Annotated in this window: 13 protein-coding genes; 1 reads left to right on the top strand and 12 read right to left on the bottom strand. The window is 45.0% G+C overall.

Features of this window, described 5'->3' with window-relative positions; translation table 11 throughout:
• Positions 1 to 45: 45 nt before the first annotated feature.
• From ACKI5J_RS05685 to ACKI5J_RS05645, 9 genes are all read right to left on the bottom strand, one after another.
• Complete coding sequence (locus tag ACKI5J_RS05685; protein ID WP_407427398.1) at positions 46 to 4,146, bottom strand: response regulator; 4,101 nt, start codon at positions 4,144 to 4,146, stop codon at positions 46 to 48.
• Between the two features lie 99 nt (positions 4,147 to 4,245).
• Positions 4,246 to 5,625, bottom strand: coding sequence for an aspartate kinase (locus ACKI5J_RS05680; protein WP_407427396.1), 1,380 nt, complete (start codon positions 5,623 to 5,625; stop codon positions 4,246 to 4,248).
• Positions 5,626 to 5,789: 164 nt separating this feature from the next.
• A complete protein-coding gene (locus ACKI5J_RS05675; protein ID WP_407427394.1) occupies positions 5,790 to 6,938 on the bottom strand; it encodes a PepSY-associated TM helix domain-containing protein in 1,149 nt (382 codons plus the stop codon).
• Positions 6,939 to 6,943: 5 nt separating this feature from the next.
• On the bottom strand, positions 6,944 to 9,337 hold the full coding sequence (locus ACKI5J_RS05670) for a TonB-dependent receptor (RefSeq protein ID WP_407427392.1): 2,394 nt from the start codon (positions 9,335 to 9,337) through the stop codon (positions 6,944 to 6,946).
• Positions 9,338 to 9,424: 87 nt separating this feature from the next.
• A complete protein-coding gene (locus tag ACKI5J_RS05665) occupies positions 9,425 to 9,736 on the bottom strand; it encodes a PLDc N-terminal domain-containing protein (RefSeq protein ID WP_407427390.1) in 312 nt (103 codons plus the stop codon).
• A 4-nt stretch (positions 9,737 to 9,740) separates the two neighbouring features.
• Positions 9,741 to 10,202 (bottom strand): hypothetical protein, encoded by a 462-nt coding sequence (locus tag ACKI5J_RS05660; protein ID WP_407427388.1) that lies wholly within the window; start codon positions 10,200 to 10,202, stop codon positions 9,741 to 9,743.
• Between the two features lie 46 nt (positions 10,203 to 10,248).
• Positions 10,249 to 11,103 carry an ATP-grasp fold amidoligase family protein gene (locus ACKI5J_RS05655; protein ID WP_407427386.1) on the bottom strand — a complete coding sequence of 285 codons (855 nt, stop codon included), beginning with the start codon at positions 11,101 to 11,103 and terminating at the stop codon, positions 10,249 to 10,251.
• Positions 11,104 to 11,219: 116 nt separating this feature from the next.
• Positions 11,220 to 12,218: an SMP-30/gluconolactonase/LRE family protein gene (locus tag ACKI5J_RS05650; protein ID WP_407427384.1), complete on the bottom strand. Its 999-nt coding sequence runs from the start codon at positions 12,216 to 12,218 to the stop codon at positions 11,220 to 11,222.
• Entirely contained in the window at positions 12,215 to 13,357 is a 1,143-nt protein-coding gene (locus ACKI5J_RS05645) for a Gfo/Idh/MocA family protein (RefSeq protein WP_407427382.1), read from the bottom strand. The genes ACKI5J_RS05650 and ACKI5J_RS05645 overlap by 4 nt, the downstream gene beginning before the upstream one ends.
• Before the next feature lie 202 nt (positions 13,358 to 13,559).
• Between ACKI5J_RS05645 and ACKI5J_RS05640 the strand changes: the two genes are divergently transcribed.
• Positions 13,560 to 13,970 (top strand): EVE domain-containing protein, encoded by a 411-nt coding sequence (locus ACKI5J_RS05640; protein WP_407427380.1) that lies wholly within the window; start codon positions 13,560 to 13,562, stop codon positions 13,968 to 13,970.
• A gap of 67 nt (positions 13,971 to 14,037) precedes the next feature.
• Here the strand turns inward: ACKI5J_RS05640 and ACKI5J_RS05635 are convergent, their stop codons facing one another.
• From ACKI5J_RS05635 to ACKI5J_RS05625, 3 genes are read right to left on the bottom strand one after another with little or no spacing between them, the layout of a single operon-like run.
• Complete coding sequence (locus tag ACKI5J_RS05635) at positions 14,038 to 14,562, bottom strand: acyl-CoA thioesterase (protein ID WP_407427378.1); 525 nt, start codon at positions 14,560 to 14,562, stop codon at positions 14,038 to 14,040.
• An 11-nt stretch (positions 14,563 to 14,573) separates the two neighbouring features.
• On the bottom strand, positions 14,574 to 15,872 hold the full coding sequence (locus ACKI5J_RS05630; protein ID WP_407427376.1) for a DUF5103 domain-containing protein: 1,299 nt from the start codon (positions 15,870 to 15,872) through the stop codon (positions 14,574 to 14,576).
• Positions 15,865 to 17,772, bottom strand: a complete 1,908-nt coding sequence (locus ACKI5J_RS05625) for an ABC-F family ATP-binding cassette domain-containing protein (protein WP_407427374.1) — start codon at positions 17,770 to 17,772, stop codon at positions 15,865 to 15,867. The genes ACKI5J_RS05630 and ACKI5J_RS05625 overlap by 8 nt, the downstream gene beginning before the upstream one ends.
• Positions 17,773 to 17,896: the final 124 nt, after the last annotated feature.

Raw genomic sequence — 17,896 nt, 5'->3', positions numbered from 1 at the left:
CACTATGATATCATTTTAGTGCACAACCGATATATAAACCATACTTTATGTAGTTTCATACTGCTTGGCGCGGTATTCGTTAGGAGCTAACTGATATATCTTTTTAAACTCCCTGAAGAAATAGGACTTGCTGTTAAAACCTGTTCTATAGATGATCTCCGAAACGGTGAATTGGGAAGTTAATAGCATATCGGCGGCATGCTTTAACCTGATCCGCTTGATAAACTCCGCCGGCGTCATTCCTGCTAAAGCTTTCAGCTTTCTGTACAGCTGCATTTTGCTGATGAACATGGCCTTTTCAATAGTCGTCGCGTTCAGCTCGGGGTCATCCAGATGTTTCTCAATTACTTCCAGAATCGACTCCAGGAAAATCTTGTCTGCATCCTCAATATCCGCATACATGAACTGACTGCTGATGTTTTGATCTTTCACCAGATGCTGCATCCGGGTATAGTACTCCAGCAGCTTGCGAACCCTTAAAAGCAGGTAGGTAATATGAAAGGGTTTCGGTATATACGCGTCCGCACCCACTTCATAGCCTTCATTTTTGTTTTCCTCAGTTCCCTTGGCCGAGAGCATGATAAATGGAATCTGCGCAGTAGCAGGCGTGTTTTTAATCTCCCTGCATAAGTCCATGCCATCCATCCCAGGCATCATAACATCAGATATAATCAAGCTGGGGTAACTTCTTTGCAAAAGCTGAAGGGCCTCATTTCCATTACTTGCTTCATAGACGATATACTGTTCCTGCAAAACCTGACGGATGAGATAGCGAAGCTCTATATCGTCTTCCACAATAAGAATACTATGAGACGACTTCTGATGTAGAGCATCGATTACACTATTTTTGTTCTCTTCTTCGCTGTTGGTCAAGGGTGGTTGCTCCTGATACTGTATCAGTGACTGATGTAAAAAGGAAGGTTCAGATGTAGCCACTTCGTTCTCCATTTTGATGTTTGAAGTGGAGCCTACAGGTAAAGAAAGAGAAAAGCCAATTCGCCCATCCTGCAGATCGACCCCGATTTCCGAACCCAACAGACTGGCCAGCTCCGCAGCAAAAGAAAGGCCGATTCCGGTACTTGGCTTGTCGCTCGTAGTCGGTTTGGCGTAGAACCTTTGAAACAAGGTTTTAATCTCGCCGGGGTTCAATGTACAACCTGTGTTGCTTACCGTGATCCGCAGCTTTTGCACTTGCGCATCATAACTCGCATCAAAGTAAACCTGATCTCCCGACCCCGAATGTTTGAAAGCATTAGACAGGAGATTAAAAAGAATCTTTTCCAGCTTGTCTTTATCCACAAAGCCGGCCATCCCATCCTCTATATTGCGGACATAGGGTTTTGCGCTTTTTTCGCTCTCCGGTATAAACAACGCCGAGAGGCTATTCAGCATTTTACTGATGTCGATGTAAACTTCGTTTACCTTCAGATAGCCAGCCTCTGCCTTTCTGAACTCGAGCAGTTGCTGAATAAGGTAAGTAAGCCTTATGGAGTGCTGGTGAACAAGAGATAGAAAATAGCCTTCCTTGTTTTTCCTTATAGCAGATTCACTCGTCCTGATATAATGCTCTATGGATCCCATAATCAGCGTTAACGGCGTTTGTATCTCATGAGCGATATTGGTGAAAAAGTTAAGCCTTTGCTGATGAATGCTCTCATCTTTCAAGCGAAGACGGTTTTCCATCTCCAGCTTATACCGCATCTCGATCTTATTTTTCCTGTAGCGATGAAATGCATAGCCTGCAGAAGCAAGTACCAGAACATAGAGCATAAGTGCAGGATAGCTCAGCCAGAAATAAGGTTTAACCCTGACTTCCATTACTTTGATGGGTGCGGTCCAAACTCCGTCGTCACTCGCCCAGCGTACCAGCAGACTGTATTTTCCGGGAGGGACATTATTGTAAACGATGCTTCCGTTCGCGTCCGAGTAACTCCAGCTTTTATCATTCCCTTCCAGCTTGTAGGTAAATCCATGCTTAACCGGGTCGTTGAAGCGGAGTGGTTTCAGCGTTAACCTGAAAAAGTTCATCTCCCGTTCGGTCTCGTATGTGTAGAAGTCAGCAGACTTCGCTTTTAACACCTGAATTCTGTTTTCATTCGCATTTTTACCGCCAATCTGTACATGCGATACCAGTAGATTGGGAACATCTGAATTGCCTTTGAGTGCCGAAGGAAGGAAGTAGTTAAATCCATAAATGCCGCCGAAAAAGAGCCTGCCGTCATCAGCCTTCCATACCGCCCCATCACTGAATTCGTTGCTTTGCAATCCATCTTTTTCATTATAAGTGATTATAATGCCTGATCCGGGTCGATGTCTGGCTAAACCTTTATTCGTGCTCAGCCAGATCTCTCCGGCGGCAGACTGCTCAATGGCATGTATGGTATTGTTAGGAAGACCGTTCTCCATTGTAAACCTGGTAAACGCTGGTTGTTTCTTCAGCGATTCCGGATAAGGGAGGTAATTCAGTCCAAAACTCGTTCCTATCCATAGTCCTTTCGAGCGATCGCGATACAAGGAAAGTACATCGTTATTGGACAGGCTGTTCGGGTAAGTGAATGCATTGAATGTTTTAAACTGTCCTGTCTTCTTATCCAGTACACTTAAACCGCCATATCGGCAACCGATCCATAAATACCGGTCGTCTGTAGTTGCCAGCGAATAAATGATATCATTGGCAAGCCCCTCCGTTTTATCGGACAGGTATTGGCGGAACTTTTCTACGTAGAGCCCGCCTTCTGCGTCCTTGGCAATCCGAAGATGGATCAAACCACTTCCGCTCGTACCCAGCCATAACGAACTGTCACGGTCCTGAAGAACAGCGTAAACAGAACGGAAACGGGGCAGGGGCGAGGCGCCCCGGATGTCTTTCCAGCGTATAATCTGCCCCTTTTTCGAATCATACACTTGAACACCTTCTCCATCAGTGCCGATATATACCAGAGCTTGAATTCCTTTCTTCAGCACAAACACGGAGTTGTCAGCAGGATCCTGTGAGATAGATATGAATCTGCGGTCGTTTAGATTCAGATCATTGGTTCGTACATCACCTAATTCGAGAATGCCCTTTCCCTTCGTTCCAACCCAGAGCTTACCGCCCACTTCCGTGAACGCCCTGATGGGTTTGCTGATATCGTATAAGCTCCCCTTTACCAGGCCGAAGGTGTTGATCTTCGGGTGAAGCTTTATCAGGCCGTTGCCATCTGTCCCTAGCCAGAGAATGCCATCCGCTGAAGAAGCAAGCGATGTAATTCGCAGGCCGGAGAACTTTTTTATCACCCCGGCCATTCTGCTGTTCTTTCTGAATTTCAGATCATAGACTTCTGCTCCCGCACCTTCTCTCAGAATGATATAGCCTCCCCGAAATGGTGATACAGCCCTAACCCCGGTAAAGTTGCCGGGAATTCTTTTAAATGCCGACTTTCCGAAGCTCCCAAACAGATCTCCTCCTGATTCGAGTATAACGGCTCCATTTGCAAAGAAAAAGTTGCTGATGCCCAGGGAGTGTCTGATGACGCGCCTGATCTTTAAACCTCCGGCGTGTGGCTCAGTAAGCAGTAAATTGCCGTTCCCCTCAAGTACCCATAGCGATCCATCTTCATCCAGCTTCAGTTTTTTGATAAGTCTGCTTTTCGGGAACCCCCAGACATGGGTAAAAGAATTGCTCTCGCTGTCAAACTTCTTCAGGCCACCATCGCGACTGTAAACGTAAACCTGTCCCCGCTTGTCAGCAGCAAGTTCATACTCTCTTTCCGTTATTCGGCGTTTCAGTTTCGTGCCGTAAAAATACTGGTGAATCGCGCCACTGTTCTTTTCAATGCGGGATATACCTCCAATAGTGTTGACCCATATATCGCCTGCGTATCCCTCGGTTACCTCCTGAATGACGTTATTTCCGATACTTCCCGAGTCCTGGTTGGTGTAATTGAACACTTTAAACTCCGTTCCGTCGAACATATTCAGTCCGTCCCAGGTGCCCACCCACAGAAGGTTTTCGCTATCCTGAAATATGGAGTTTATCGCACTGTTTGAAAGTCCGCTACTGTTATCCAGATACTGAAAGACATATTGTTCATCTCCGGGCTCTGCAACAAGGCGTCCAGAGGGCCACAAAGAAGCCAGCAAAGATACTATCCAGAGGTACTTCATAATTGGTCAGAGCGGGACGCACGGTCCCGCTTCTAACGTATAAAGTACGGAAAATATCTATTTGTTGCAGTAAAACCAGAAAATATCTGTTTGGCCTAACTAACTGTAAAGCACTTCGTTCAGCGAAATGATAGCCGGCTCAAAATGCTCCCTTTCGACAAGGAACTGAATGTTTACTTTCCTCAGAGAAAAGCCAGCACTCATGATATTGATTCCCTTTTTGGTAAGTGCATAAGCACTCTTTGCTAACAATCCCGGCTCGTCCATATTCGAACCGAGCAAACAAACCATAGCAGCCTTCTCCACGGTGATCTTTTCAAACTTTGCTTCCAGATCGCTGATGAGCTTTTTATCAAAATCGCGTTCCCAGATAACCAGTGAAATACAGTTGGCACTGGTCGCTTTGAAGGTATAGCTGACATTGTTATCATAGAATATTTGCATGATCTGCAGGTCGCTACCTACATTGCCGACCATGAGCGGATCATAAACATCAATGATCAGCAGCTTATCTGTACCCGTAATCACCTCCACGCGCTTCTGCTCACTGATATACTCTCTGGTGATGAGTGTTCCCGGATGCGAAGGGTCGAACGTGTTTTTCAAACGAAGGTTGATTCCATTGATCTCCAGAGGTTTAGTGGCCTTCGGGTGTATGGCTTCCATGCCCACGTCCGCCAGCTGATCAGCGATATCATAATTGGTATATCCAACCGGCATGCAATTGTCCAGCCCTACAAGTGCCGGATCTGCAGTTGAAAGGTGATACTCCTTGTGGATAATAGCCTCTTGGGGCTTCAGCAGAACCGCAATTTTGCTAAACGTAACTTCCGAGTATCCACGGTCAAACTCGCGCATGATACCCTCTTTACCTTTGGTATACCCGGTTACTATACAGATCGTCTTTTCGAAATCAATATTCTTAAACGCCCGTTTTATACGTTGGTCGATGGTGTAAGCTTTTGGATCATTAAACCCGCTCAAGTCAACGAGTGTAGTGTTAATGCCCATGTTTTGCAGGATATTGGTAAAGTTGAATGCCGAGTGGCTCTCACCAATAGACGCCAGAATTTCTCGCGCCGCCTGGAGTATCCCTGTTTTGCTCACATAGCCGGAAGCAAGAATATTTGCCAGATTGTCCAGCATCGTCTGCGCTTCCAAAACATGCTTTTCGATGAACTGATCTGCTGTTGCGAGGTCTAAGCCCAGCGGCTCATATTGCTTATTTATCGCTTTTAACTTAACAATCAGGTTCTTAATGGGCTTATGAAAATCCTGAAGATTAACAATTTTATGGTAAACTCCCGGTTCCCCGGTTTTCTTGTTTTCCAATAACAAGTTCGTTACCCCCGAAAATGCGGAAACGACAAAGATCCTGTTGTAAAGCTGATCTCCCGTACGCTCAAATAAAATGATATTATTGATGACATCCTGAAGGGCACTCATGGAAGTGCCACCTATTTTTTCTACTGTTAACATGTTTGCGTTTATACCCAATGTTTGTTGCTCATGCCCTTTTACTGAACATGGCTCTAACTATAACCAAACCTACTAAAAAAAAACATAACCGCTTATTGGATATTCTCTTTATAACAGTCGGTGCATCCGCTGATATAGCGAGTTTCTAAACTCAAACTACCGTTTTAAGCCAATCTCTTAACTGACTTTCTTCTTTTGAAATACCAAACGAAAAAACCCGTGACGGGTAGAGATGCACAAATCAGTGAAACCACAAAAGCAAGGATCTTCGTGCTCATTCCACCGATGGATCCTACATGGAGATCATAATTCATGCTGCGAAGTTTTGCGCCACCACTCAATTCATTATGCCCATACTTCAATAATAAGTCTCCGTTATTCCGGTCAAAATAATACCAGGCGAACAGGTGCGTGCGGCTTTTCTTCAGCCTTATCTGAACATCAAGCGGCGCCAGTTTATCGTCCCTGAACCTGAGAGAAAATTGGTCTGCGTCTCTATGGTCTGCTAGTAATTTTGTCATGGTCCGGTCCAATATTCCCGCATTGTAGACTTCAGCGGGAGTGGATTCCGGTATTACCTGCTTATCTGCTTTTTTGCCGCCATCAGCCATATATTGGATAGATTCATCAACCCAGTCAAACGAATAAACAAGTCCTGTTACGGCTATAATAAGAGCAGGTAATAAACTATAGAATCCCAATACATTATGCAGGTCATAGTTAAAACGCTTAACCTTTGCGTTCTTTTTAAAGGTTAACCCCTTTCTAACTGTTCGCACTTTCCACTTTCTTGGCCACCAGAGAACCAGGCCGCTGACAAGGAGTACAAAAAAGATTAAGGTCGAATACCCCACCAGAGGTTTTCCGATATGCGGCCCGAGAAGGAGGTTCATGTGGGTGCTTAGCACAAGCTGAAAGAAGTCATTTTTAGAATCCTCGATGTGAATAACCTTACCGGTGTACGGGTTTACGTATACACGAAAGTAATAGGAGTAGTAGTTCCAGTGACCAACAGCCTTATTATTCGTCTGGGACGCACGGAATATCCAGGACCGGTCCACACCTGGGAAAATCTCAGATCTTGTAATTTCATAGTCAGAGCCAAGGGCATTACGTGCATTGTCCAATAAAAGGCTAAAGGGCTGCCGGTGCCGATTTTCAGGAACCTCTATGTAAAGTCTGTCTCTATGGAAGATGTCCTTTAGCTCGTCGGTGAAAACGTATACGCAGCCTGATAGGCTGACAATTAGAACCACCATGCCCGACAATAGCCCCAGCCATTTGTGTATTTCAAAGAAGGCCTTCCTGATCATGGGGCTTAGAAGCTATAAGCAAGGTTGATATTCGCCTTCGCTCCATTTCCACGCACATATTCTGCATCGATTGCCCTGTATTGGCTTACAACAGGATAGTAAGAGGTGTTTAACAGATTTTCAATACCAAGCCCTACCGATATCTTAGGGGTAAAACGATAATTCGCTGAAAGGTTTATCAAATTAACCGGCTCAACAACACCCTCGCTGTTCGCATAAGTTCCGTTACTCCTCGGTTCGAATCTGTCTCTTTTGCCTGTATGAACCCAAAATAGTTTCACATCAAGCAGGTTAGAGGGGCGATAAGAAACATAACCGGTTGCTTTTGGTGGAGCTATACGGATACCATTCATATAAACCTTTGTTCCGTCTTCTTGCTCAGCTTTACCTTCCACAAAGGAATAGCTGCCCCCAACGGTCCATTCGGGATGTACAAAAGCGTCGGCCGTAATTTCATATCCATGGATACGTTCCGGTTCTCTTTGAGGCGTTAAATAGCCCCCAATATCGACCAGGTTAGCGCCAAGTTTTGACGTGCTGATATAATACGCCGCGGTGATGTTCAGGAAGCCCAGGCTGCTGCTGAAACCGGCCTCATAATTATTTGTAATGATCGGATCGGTTTCGATCGCTTCCAAAGTGCTCTGTGTGGCGCGTCTGAGAATTCTTCCCAGTTCGTTGATCGCAAAGCCCTGGGAGAAACTAATGAAAGGATTAAAAAGATCGTAGCGATTATAGCGGACGCCTGCGTTAAAAGTAGTTGAGCTGTACGGAATCTCACCACCTGTAACGGCGATGCTGCCTTCACCATTGGGGCCAGATGCGATAGTGTTGAAGTCTTTAACTTTGACATTCGCATTTTCATATCGAATTCCGGCCTTAACCACAACATAGTCCGAAAGGTCCATCTTTACCTGCGCATAGGGCGCGAGATTGACCATGTTCATATCCGGAATATATACTCTACCATCTGTTAACACCTGATTGGTGCGGTCGTTTAACAGGTCGATACCATAAGTGACTTCTCCGTTTATGCTATTCGAAATGCTCACCGGCGTGTTCAGCGTGAGCCTGAACCCCTTTTTAAAGGACTGAATCTTAGTCTGGCCCGGCCCATACCAGCTGGTGCTATTCTCCACATAACGGTTCATCGAGATGAACTCATTATAATAGGCTGTAGCATCCAGTGAGGTTTTTAAGGGTAGCGAATCAAGGCGGTAGTTCAGATAAGCATTGTGATTATATGGTGTTCCGGCATCTTCTCCCGGATCGTCGCCTTTAATACCGACCGAAGGACGCTCCCTGTATTTTCCGGGCACATTGATGTAATCACTGTGCTGAACGCTTCTGAATAAATTGTATGAGGCGGTTAATTGACTTTTGCTGTTTGGCTTATAACCTAACTTGACGTAGGTGTTATACAAGGAATTTTCTCCAAGACCGTCAGCCTGCGCATTGACCTCTCCGCGGGCGTCTTTTAAAACACCGGTATAGTTGTATGTTCCGCTCACTACGTAAGAGAACTTGTCCAAAGTACCGGCGAACATCTGAGATAAACGATAACCAACGGTATTGGCGGTATGTGCGAGGTTTCCGTTAGCCCCTATATTGGTCGTTCCGCCGAATCGCTTATCAGACTGCGCACTCTTCGTAATAAAGTTGATGATTCCACCTCCCGATCCATTTCCGTATATGGAAGTAGCTCCTTTAATAACTTCCACCCTTTCTATCACTGCAGGATCCAGTGTACGAATATCTCTGGCTCCATTCATAAGGGGCGTAGACTGCGGAATTCCATCGATCAATACAAGTACCTGTCTTCCGCGCAATGTTTGCCCTGAATTGGTTGCTTTGTTAGTCGATGTAGCCAATCCGGGAATGGTATTACCAAGAACTGCAGCCACTGAAGGGTTCACATTTATTTGTTCTCTTACATCTTTTACTGTCAGAATGCTGACAGAGGAAGGTACTTCATTTATGCTTTCAGGCTTTCGTCCCGCTGTGATGATAACCTCATTTAGTTTATTGCTTGCCTCCAGACGGATCTCCACATTTAAAACGCTATCGCCGGATACCTCAAAATTTTCTCTATAAGTCTTATACCCGATGAAGCTCGCTGTTATCTGATGCAAGCCCCTTGTCAGATTCTTGAATAGGAATTTTCCCTGAGCGTCTGTTTGCTGACTTGCCTTACCGTCAATCGTAACCGTCACATAGGTCATACGCTGACCTTCTGTATCTGTCACCGTTCCTGAAACTGTTGCGTTTCTACCTGCAATTTGTGCCAGAGCATGATGCGGGTTGAATAAAAAAGCGGTAAGAATGAAAACAAAGAAGTTTATATAGAAGCTTTCAAAATGAGAAGAATACCAATGAGAGCAAGAAAGATTTTTCGACATGATTATATTGCCTGACTTGTTGTTTCAAGGCAAATATAAATTATTTAGACTAATTACAAATAATTAGCCCGTCTTTCCCCGACTTATTCAAAGTGATTCGCTGGTTCTTTGGCTCCTTGTTACCCTTTTTCTTCCCATGAAAAAGTATATGATGCCTGCAAGCCAATGGAAGAAGAGAAAAGCCGTGGTCCACATGATCTTTTCAACCTGCGTGACATGTTTGGATTTATAGATTTCCATTAGTGCCATCACCATGAAAGATAGGACGGTAATCAATACGAGTACGATCAACTCCATACTAAAGTTCATGGAGGGATACATAATTTTTAGTGCCGCAAGGGCAAATTGGATCGAGTATCCAAAGTAAAATACGGCTTTGACAACGTTGCTAGGGGGCATAATCTTAATATACAGGAGTGGTTTTGAAAAAATCAAAGAAAACTACATCGGACATAGTAAACATCATTATAAAGGCAAACAGGTAACTAATCAATATGATTATCAACAGGATTCCCATATAGGCGTAGTGGAGTTTCAGATATCTCAAGGCGATAGCCAATGACTCTCCGCTGAAAGTATCTAAAGCACGCTTCGAATAATATGAAAACCTGCTGAGGAAATAGATCGGAAAAAAGTAGACAGCTCCAAGTAAGATCATCGGAAAGATTGCCATAATCTGGAAGCGAATCCCACCATAAAAGAACTGTGAAAGCATAAACACAGAAAAGAGTGCCATAGCCGTTAAAAACACAAATCCGACTATTGACAAAAACTTCGCCCATTTACGAGCCACGTCTAATTGTCTAAAACACAAATCATCAAAAATAATGAGGTTCGGAGATTCCTTTGGAGTTAGATTTTCCATATAAAAAGTCAGGTTTATGCATTAAAGGTAATAAACCTTTCCAGCTTTAAATCAATCCGTTACAATATTTATCCCAGTATTCAAGCAAAAGCTTTTTTCCTTCAGCAGTAAAGTTCTTCCCTTTGGCAGGGGTGGGCGTAAATTCTCCAAAAACCGGCCCTTTGTCTGTCGCGAAGAAATCGATACGTACAAATATTCCGTACACCTTACTGAGAGTTTTCGCTTGTTTCAGCATCTCCTGAAAACATGCAGGTTGATCAGGCTCCTTTTTACCGGGGTACAGATAATGAAGCTTTTTCAATTTGTTCCAATGTTCATCATAGAAATGGCTATATCCAACTTGCGGACTAACGCGATCTATTACCACTATCGCTGCTACCTCTCCATTAAAACACAAAAATTTAAAATCATTTGGGACGGCATATCCGCCGTCTTCAGTTCGGACAAACTCCTCAAACAGAAATTCCAGATCAGGTCGATTCGTTAGATCCTGCTTGAGGTTGTGTTTTATCATCTCCGGTGTATATCTTTTCTGATCGAATAAATTCAAGCCGTTATCCAGCACATATACTCCTTTGGAACATTTTCCGATCGTAGGTCTGATCACGTATTGATCAGGAAGAGATGCGAAGTCGATGTCGTCAATGTGCCTTCCTTTCCAATACAGATCGGGCACCCGACAGCCGTTGAGCTTGGCAAATTCCCTTGCATTGTACTTGTTACTTAGTTTCCTTTGCCAATGAGGCCCCTCCATCCACTGTTCCAACGGTAAGCCCGCGTCCATTTTGGAGTTTCTGACGTTCTCTGCCTCCGGGTCTGTCCAGAAGATTCGATGTCTTCTTCTGATCCGTGCTGGAAATTCCCCGGAATTCCTCAAAAAATTTAAAATAGGGTTATACATAGATGATGCCGGAAATATTGCTTTAACTTGCAGAAAGATAGGATAATAATATCAGCAGAGTCACTATGTTCGCGTTTTGATGCTATGTTGTAAATGTTTTCACATTTTTAAACCATTCAATTCATAAGCTTCAGCCTGAGGATGTTCATATCGTTGGTAATGTACAGGGTCTTCTCGTCACCTGAGAAAGTGCAGTTGGAGGCCGGAGCTGAGAGCCCGCTCAGTTTGCCTATTAGCTTACCAGTTCTGTTAAAGATCCAGATTCCTCCCGGAGCGCTCGAAAACACATACCCATCTTTATTGATCTTGAGCCCGTCAGGTGCGCCCTTCAGGCCTTTACCCTGTCCTTTCGCGCTATAAAAGATTTTGCCGTTGGTCAGGCCGTCCTCAGTCACATCGTAAATATACCAGTTCGGATTTGCCCCATCTGAATTAGTCACCAGCAACTGTTTTCCGCCGGGGAAGAAAGCAATACCGTTTGGCCGGCTAAGTGAGTCAATGAGCAGCACGACCTCGCCATTCTTCTTCACTTTGTAAACTCCCTGAACCGTCATTTCTTTCAGAGGGTCATTTTGCTGACGCTCCAGGCCATATGGAGGATCTGTAAAGTAAAGCTCGCCTGTAGGGGAATACGCAGCGTCGTTCGGACTATCAAATTTACGTCCGTCGTAACTGCCAGCGAGTGTAATGAATTTTGACTTTGGAGCGTCTAAAGGGGCATCCATCCTCGCCATCCGCCTGTCGCCGCACATGCAAAGTACCAGGTTGCCATCAGGATCCAACAGCAGTCCATTAGAACCCATTTCGCCCTTTCTCGGTACACTGCCGGTATATCCGGAAGGATTCAGGTATACTTCTTTACCTCGATCTTCGGTCCATTTCCAAACGGTATCCCGGGGGACGTCCGACCACAGAAGCATGTTGTGCTGTTCGACCCAAAGTGGTCCTTCACTCCAATCCATTCCTTCAGCAATTATTTCAGCTTTTGCGTCTTGCATGACAACCTTATCCAGTTCAGGGTCCAGACGCTCAATGTGCCCAATCCGCTTAGGGGAAGGCTGCATCATTCCCAATGAAATTCCAGCAAAGAGAAGCACCATAAGTTTCTTTATCATCTTAATTTTACTTTTTGTCCGCTGCGCATTGCCTGGTAGATAGCTTGCAGATAGGCGACATCCCGTCTTCCCATTTCTCCCGGAAGACGAACAGGACGTTTCTCAATCAGTGAAAGTGCAAAGTCGTCCATTTGACGAGCCTGTTGATTGACGGCCGGAAAGCTGAAGTTCCCGTCGGGGCCTTTTCCGCGAATACCATTATAATTGAAGGCAGGCGATAGTTCATAAACTCCCCGTTCAGCCTCAACCCGAAGCATGTTGCGACTATCTGCATAACTGGTAAATCCCTGCGCTTTAATTCCTCCCGGCATCTCAAATTGCCAGGTTAGCGATTGCTCCACAGTAGCAAACCTCTCCAGATCTGTTTTTTGTCCTTCCTTCGCCGTCACAGCGATTGGCGTTTCACCGGTAACATAACAGAAGGCCTGCACACAATAGATTCCAAGGTCCATTAGCGGGCCGCCACCGGCCATAGCCTTATCAAGCCGCCACATGCCCTTATGTGCATTAAATGCGAAACCTGCCGACATGCTCCTTATATTGCCATGGGCCTTTTGCTGGCCAAGCCTCATCATTTCCAGATGATAAGGGTCATAATGCAAACGGTAACCTACACCCAGCTTACGGTCTGCTTTTTTACAAGCCGCAATCATTTTATCACATTCGTCAACGGTGATGGCCATAGGCTTTTCGCAAATAACATGCTTTCCGGCTTCCGCTGCTCTGATCACATATTCGGCGTGCATCGCATTCGGAAGAACAACATATACGATGTCGATATCCGGATTGTTTTTAATCTGATCAAAGCTTTTATAATCGTAAATGTTTGATTCAGGAATTCCATATTGTCTTTTCCATTTTTCTCCCTTTTCAGGCGTTCCAGTCACAATTCCTGCCAGAAAACAATGGGATGTCTCTGACAGAGCCGGTGCAAGCTGGCCTCCGGCGTAGCTGCCCAGGCCTACCAGGGCGATGCCAAGCTTACCTGATGCTTTCTCCTTCTTTATACGTTGTATGCTGGAGTCCTCATCATCACTCGCAAAACCCGAGAAAAGAGAGAGGCCCGAGAGACTTAAAGAAGCAATACCCAGATCATGAATGAATTTTCTTCTGGAGTTAAGCTGGAGTAAACTTTCCATTCGTTTTATATTTTGGTTAGAATTAAACAAAAGTCAACCGAACTTACGAGAAGATAGAGCACCTATGTTCAGAGCTATAGCAAATATGTCAAAATCCTCAGGAGTCGCTGACTTCTTTTACTTTTCTATTACCTTCATTTCCCCTTACTTGTTTACCGTTCTTCCAAGATTTGTTAGTTTTGCCATTTAACACACAACATTCATGAACTATTGGTTAGTAAAAAGCGAACCTTTCAAATATAGCTGGGATAAATTCAATCAGGATGGCCGCACCTTCTGGGACGGCGTACGCAACTATCAGGCACGTAACAACCTGAAAGCCATGAAAGAAGGCGATCTGGTGCTTTTTTACCATAGCAACGAAGGGAAGGAAGTGGTTGGGATAGCTGAAGTAGTCAGGGAATTCTATCAGGACCCAACAACCGAAGATCCCAACTGGGTGGTAGTAGACCTTTCACCGGTAGAGACATTAAAAAACACCGTTACCCTGGAGCAGATTAAAAAAGATCCGCGCCTGGAGAACATCGGCCTTGTTAAGCAGGGACGACTATCTGTAATGGGTATGAAGCAGGAAGAGTTCGACCGTATCCTCGAATTGGCGAACGAGGGCTAGGCGAAACCTTTACCGAAGAGCGGTGCAATATCCTGAGCCTGACTGAAACGTTGCAAAGGCCGAGCCTTTACATTTCAGGGAAGAACAGGGCCTTCAACTGTGTGGCATTCTCCGGTTTCATCTTATTTGCAAGTATCAAACGAAGCTCCCTCCGGGATAACGCAGTCTCATACAATAGCTTTTCTTCATCTGTTTCGGGAATAAGCTCAGGAACAGGAACAGGATTGCCATGCTCGTCTAGCGCGACGAACGTGTAGTAGGCCTCGTTACTCTTGATCCTGCTGTTCGGCTGAATGTTTTCTGAAAATACCTCCAGTCTGATCTCCATGGACGTACTGAAAGCACGGGTAACCTTCGCATGAATTGTGATCACATCCCCAAGCTTAACCGGATGTTTGAAAGACACGTTATCTACAGAAGCGGTCACTACGATATGATTGGAATGCTTTTGAGCCGAGATCGCCGCAGCGATATCCATTAGATGAAGTAAACGCCCTCCCATCAGGTTATGCAAAGGGTTAGTGTCATTCGGAAAAACAAGCTCATTCATGATGGTAAAAGAATAGCTTGCGGGCTTGGAGGTAACTGTCATATAGTATGTAATTAATTGTTGAATTCATGAAATCCCATCAGTTGATCCCATCTGGATCCCGGACGGCGGTAATAGAAGAATGCCTGATACTTGTTTTTTGTTTCAAAGAATGAGCCTTCGAATAGGGTATGGTTCACACCATGAGGCGTATTTGCGTCTGCCCAAACATATTGATAGTCGTATAATCCCTGTTTCAAATAAATGGAACCGTAAAAGCGCGACTGCCCGGGATCATAGATCAACTTGTTCTCGTCACTAAGCCGGTAGTCGTTGAACTTGCCAACAACGTAAACTTCGCCTGCTCCCGGTGGCCGGGCCGCTTTGAACGTGAACGTTATATAAGCATAATCCGCATCTGTGGCCGGATCTTGTCCATCCTGATTCCTGATAAAGAAGTCTCCGTTTTCATCAAATGAGTAAGAATAATTGGATGAAGAATAAGGCTGGTCAGGCAATAGCTGAACGGTATTAACCGAATCTTTATATATCTGCTCCACCCGTTCACTTTGCAAACGAAGCGTCCGGAAGTCAAATTTTCTAAACTCATTGAAGCCATTGAACTCCAGTGTACGAAGGTCGTTAAAAACAAGTTGTCCTGGTCTGATCTGATTCGGACGATCGACCGTCTGCTCGGCATCCGGGCGGCCGTTTTGTCTAACCACTAACTTCACATCCGTGTAAGGGTTCTGAACAGTAAGTTGCGGATGCTCAATGGTAATATTAATCTTCTGGCTACTTTTCCTCTTAGATATCTGTGTGGGGGCAACTATTTCAGGCCGGATGATGACCAACGGATTCAAAACATAGAATCTACGCGTCAGGATAATCCTCTCCGGATAGCCATCTTCGTATACTTTCAGCACATAATTTCCGTCAATCTTAGGCCTGATAATCTGGTTAGGCAGGGATAAGCTGTAATGCGTGTATCCTTGCATGGTGTTCATCGATATCGTATAGTCGTTTATCCGGTCTTCAGCGAATCCCTCCAGATAGTCGATAGGAGAGAGCCCACTGCTTTTCCAGTTCATGTCACAGTGCTCTATCGTGTATGTGTAAGAACGGCCTCCCTGTCTCAGATCGTCGAACCGCAATAACAGCTCTTCCGAAGAGTTTAATGTGATCAATGGCAGCGACTGTTCTTTAGCAGTGTTGTAGAACTCAACCGAACGGATGGCCGAATGGTAAACGCGGTCCATAAATACAATCTCTTGCGCCCGTGCTGGAAAACCCAGGTAAAATAAAACAGCCAGGACCATCGCAAAACGCGTGGCTCCTGGCTGCTTGTCGTATATTTTTGGAAACTTATTCAAGCTCCATGATTTGCTCGGCCAGACTTTCCCAATCCGCCTGATAAGCCTGAAGTTCTGTCTTAACCGATTGATAGTGCTGATTTGCCGCCTCCAGCTTTTTCTGGTCCTGATAAGTATCTTCCTGCCCAAGAACCAATTCAGCTTGCGCCAGCTGTTTTTCCAACTCAGCTACTTTGTCTTCGACTTGTTGAAGCGTCTGGTTAAGCTTCTTGATCTGTTTGCCTTTATCTTCGGTCGGAGATGCTTTTTTAACGGGCTTCTCTTCCTTTTTAGGGGCAGCCGGCTGAGGCTTGGCTACCACAACCGGACGCTTAGACTGCCATTCTTCGTACTCAGCATAAGTGCCTGGGTACTCCTTAATCTGATGGTCTTCGATAAACCAGATCTTGTTTGCTACGTTATCCAGCAAATATCTGTCGTGGGATACCACGATAAATGTACCTTCAAACTGATTCAGGGCCTGGATCAGAATATTCACCGAGGCCATGTCAAGGTGGTTGGTCGGCTCATCAAGGATCAGGAAGTTCGCATCAGCAGTAAGTGCCTTCGCAAGGGCCACACGGGATTTTTCGCCTCCGGAAAGTACCTTTATCTTTTTGAATACATCGTCTCCTGTGAACAGGAAGCTTCCCAGGATCGACCGCAGCTCCGTATCAGTATGCTTAGGCGCAAAGGCCTGCAACTCTTCCAAAATCGCATTTTCCAGGTGCAAGGACTCCAATTGATGCTGAGCAAAAAATGTTTGAGTAACATTATGACCCGTGATGCTCTCGCCTTCAAAATCCTCCACACCGGCGATGATCCGCAGTAACGTAGATTTACCTCTGCCGTTCGCTCCGATCAGCGCAATCTTATCGCCCTTCTCAATTACAGCATTTGCATGCTCCAGAATAACATTGGAAGGGTAGGCTTTGCTGACATCCTCGATGCGGACCACATGGCGTCCAGACTGCTTGCTGAATTTAAAAGAGAAGTTAACGCTTGGGTTTTCATCGTCCACATCTTCGATGCGCTCCATCTTATCGAGCATCTTGATCCTTGATTGAGCAAGCTTTGCCTTGCTGGCCTTCGCACGGAAGCGATTGATCAACTGTTCTTCCTGCTTAATCTTCTGCTGTTGATTCTTGTACTCGTTCTTCTGAATTTCACCGCGTAACGCTTTTTCCTCCAGATAGAAACTATAGTTTCCGGCATAAGGAGTCAGCTTTCCTTTGCGGGACTCTACGATACGATTGACCACCTTATCAAGGAACCACCTGTCATGCGATACAATAACGATCGCACCTTCAAATGCCAGTAAATAAGTTTCAAGCCATTTGATGGAAGGAAGGTCAAGGTGGTTGGTAGGCTCATCGAGTAATAAGATGTCAGGTGCTTGTAAGAGGATCTTCGCAAGCATAACACGCATACGCCATCCTCCGGAAAATTCGCCAAGCTGGCGCTTCTGGTCTTCCTCGCTGAAACCAAGTCCGGCCAGAATCTCATGCGCCTTGAACTCGATATTATATCCGTCAAGCGCATCAAACTCATGCTGCTTGTCGCTCAACTTATGTAAGATTTCTTCTGAATAATCTGTCTCCAGCTTTTTCAAAAGCTCCTCGATTTCTGTATGTAACTGATTCTGCCGTGAAAAGGCTTCCATAGCGACGTGCAGAATGCTTTTATCTGATTGATAGGAAAGTAAGTCCTGATTTAAGTACCCGATCTTGATGTCCTTGGACATTGAAATGGTACCACTTGTCGGCTTAGCATCGCCAACTATTAACTTGAGTAAGGTTGTTTTCCCTGTACCATTAGCACCGATCAAACCGGTTTTGTCACCTGGTTTGATGTGCCAGTTCGCTTCATCATATAACGCCCTCGAGCCGATCTCGAAGGTAAGGTTGTTTATTGCAATCACTTTGCAAAATTACAAAATTGATTCTATCTGAGGAACTTGATTAACGCGATTGTTTATTTCCGGCCAGATATTGACAAAAAAACTAATATTCTCCTTAAAATTCCGACTGTTTTCATTTGATTAG

Origin of the sequence: Arcticibacter sp. (assembly GCF_045629565.1) — a bacterium.
In the GTDB taxonomy this organism is placed as follows: Bacteria; Bacteroidota; Bacteroidia; order Sphingobacteriales; family Sphingobacteriaceae; genus Arcticibacter.
The sequence above is the reverse complement of the archived record's forward strand: the minus strand, read 5'-3'. Positions and strand labels throughout refer to the sequence as shown.

Excerpts from the sequence above, each read along its gene's own strand:
- ACKI5J_RS05670 (WP_407427392.1), bottom strand. The coding sequence starts at position 9,337 with ATGTCGAAAAATCTTTCTTGCTCTCATTGGTATTCTTCTCATTTTGAA.
- ACKI5J_RS05655 (WP_407427386.1), bottom strand. The coding sequence starts at position 11,103 with ATGTATAACCCTATTTTAAATTTTTTGAGGAATTCCGGGGAATTTCCA.
- ACKI5J_RS05635 (WP_407427378.1), bottom strand. The coding sequence starts at position 14,562 with ATGACAGTTACCTCCAAGCCCGCAAGCTATTCTTTTACCATCATGAAT.
- ACKI5J_RS05645 (WP_407427382.1), bottom strand. The coding sequence starts at position 13,357 with ATGGAAAGTTTACTCCAGCTTAACTCCAGAAGAAAATTCATTCATGAT.
- ACKI5J_RS05680 (WP_407427396.1), bottom strand. The coding sequence starts at position 5,625 with ATGTTAACAGTAGAAAAAATAGGTGGCACTTCCATGAGTGCCCTTCAG.
- ACKI5J_RS05660 (WP_407427388.1), bottom strand. The coding sequence starts at position 10,202 with ATGGAAAATCTAACTCCAAAGGAATCTCCGAACCTCATTATTTTTGAT.
- ACKI5J_RS05650 (WP_407427384.1), bottom strand. The coding sequence starts at position 12,218 with ATGATAAAGAAACTTATGGTGCTTCTCTTTGCTGGAATTTCATTGGGA.
- ACKI5J_RS05685 (WP_407427398.1), bottom strand. The coding sequence starts at position 4,146 with ATGAAGTACCTCTGGATAGTATCTTTGCTGGCTTCTTTGTGGCCCTCT.
- ACKI5J_RS05675 (WP_407427394.1), bottom strand. The coding sequence starts at position 6,938 with ATGATCAGGAAGGCCTTCTTTGAAATACACAAATGGCTGGGGCTATTG.
- ACKI5J_RS05640 (WP_407427380.1), top strand. The coding sequence starts at position 13,560 with ATGAACTATTGGTTAGTAAAAAGCGAACCTTTCAAATATAGCTGGGAT.
- ACKI5J_RS05665 (WP_407427390.1), bottom strand. The coding sequence starts at position 9,736 with ATGCCCCCTAGCAACGTTGTCAAAGCCGTATTTTACTTTGGATACTCG.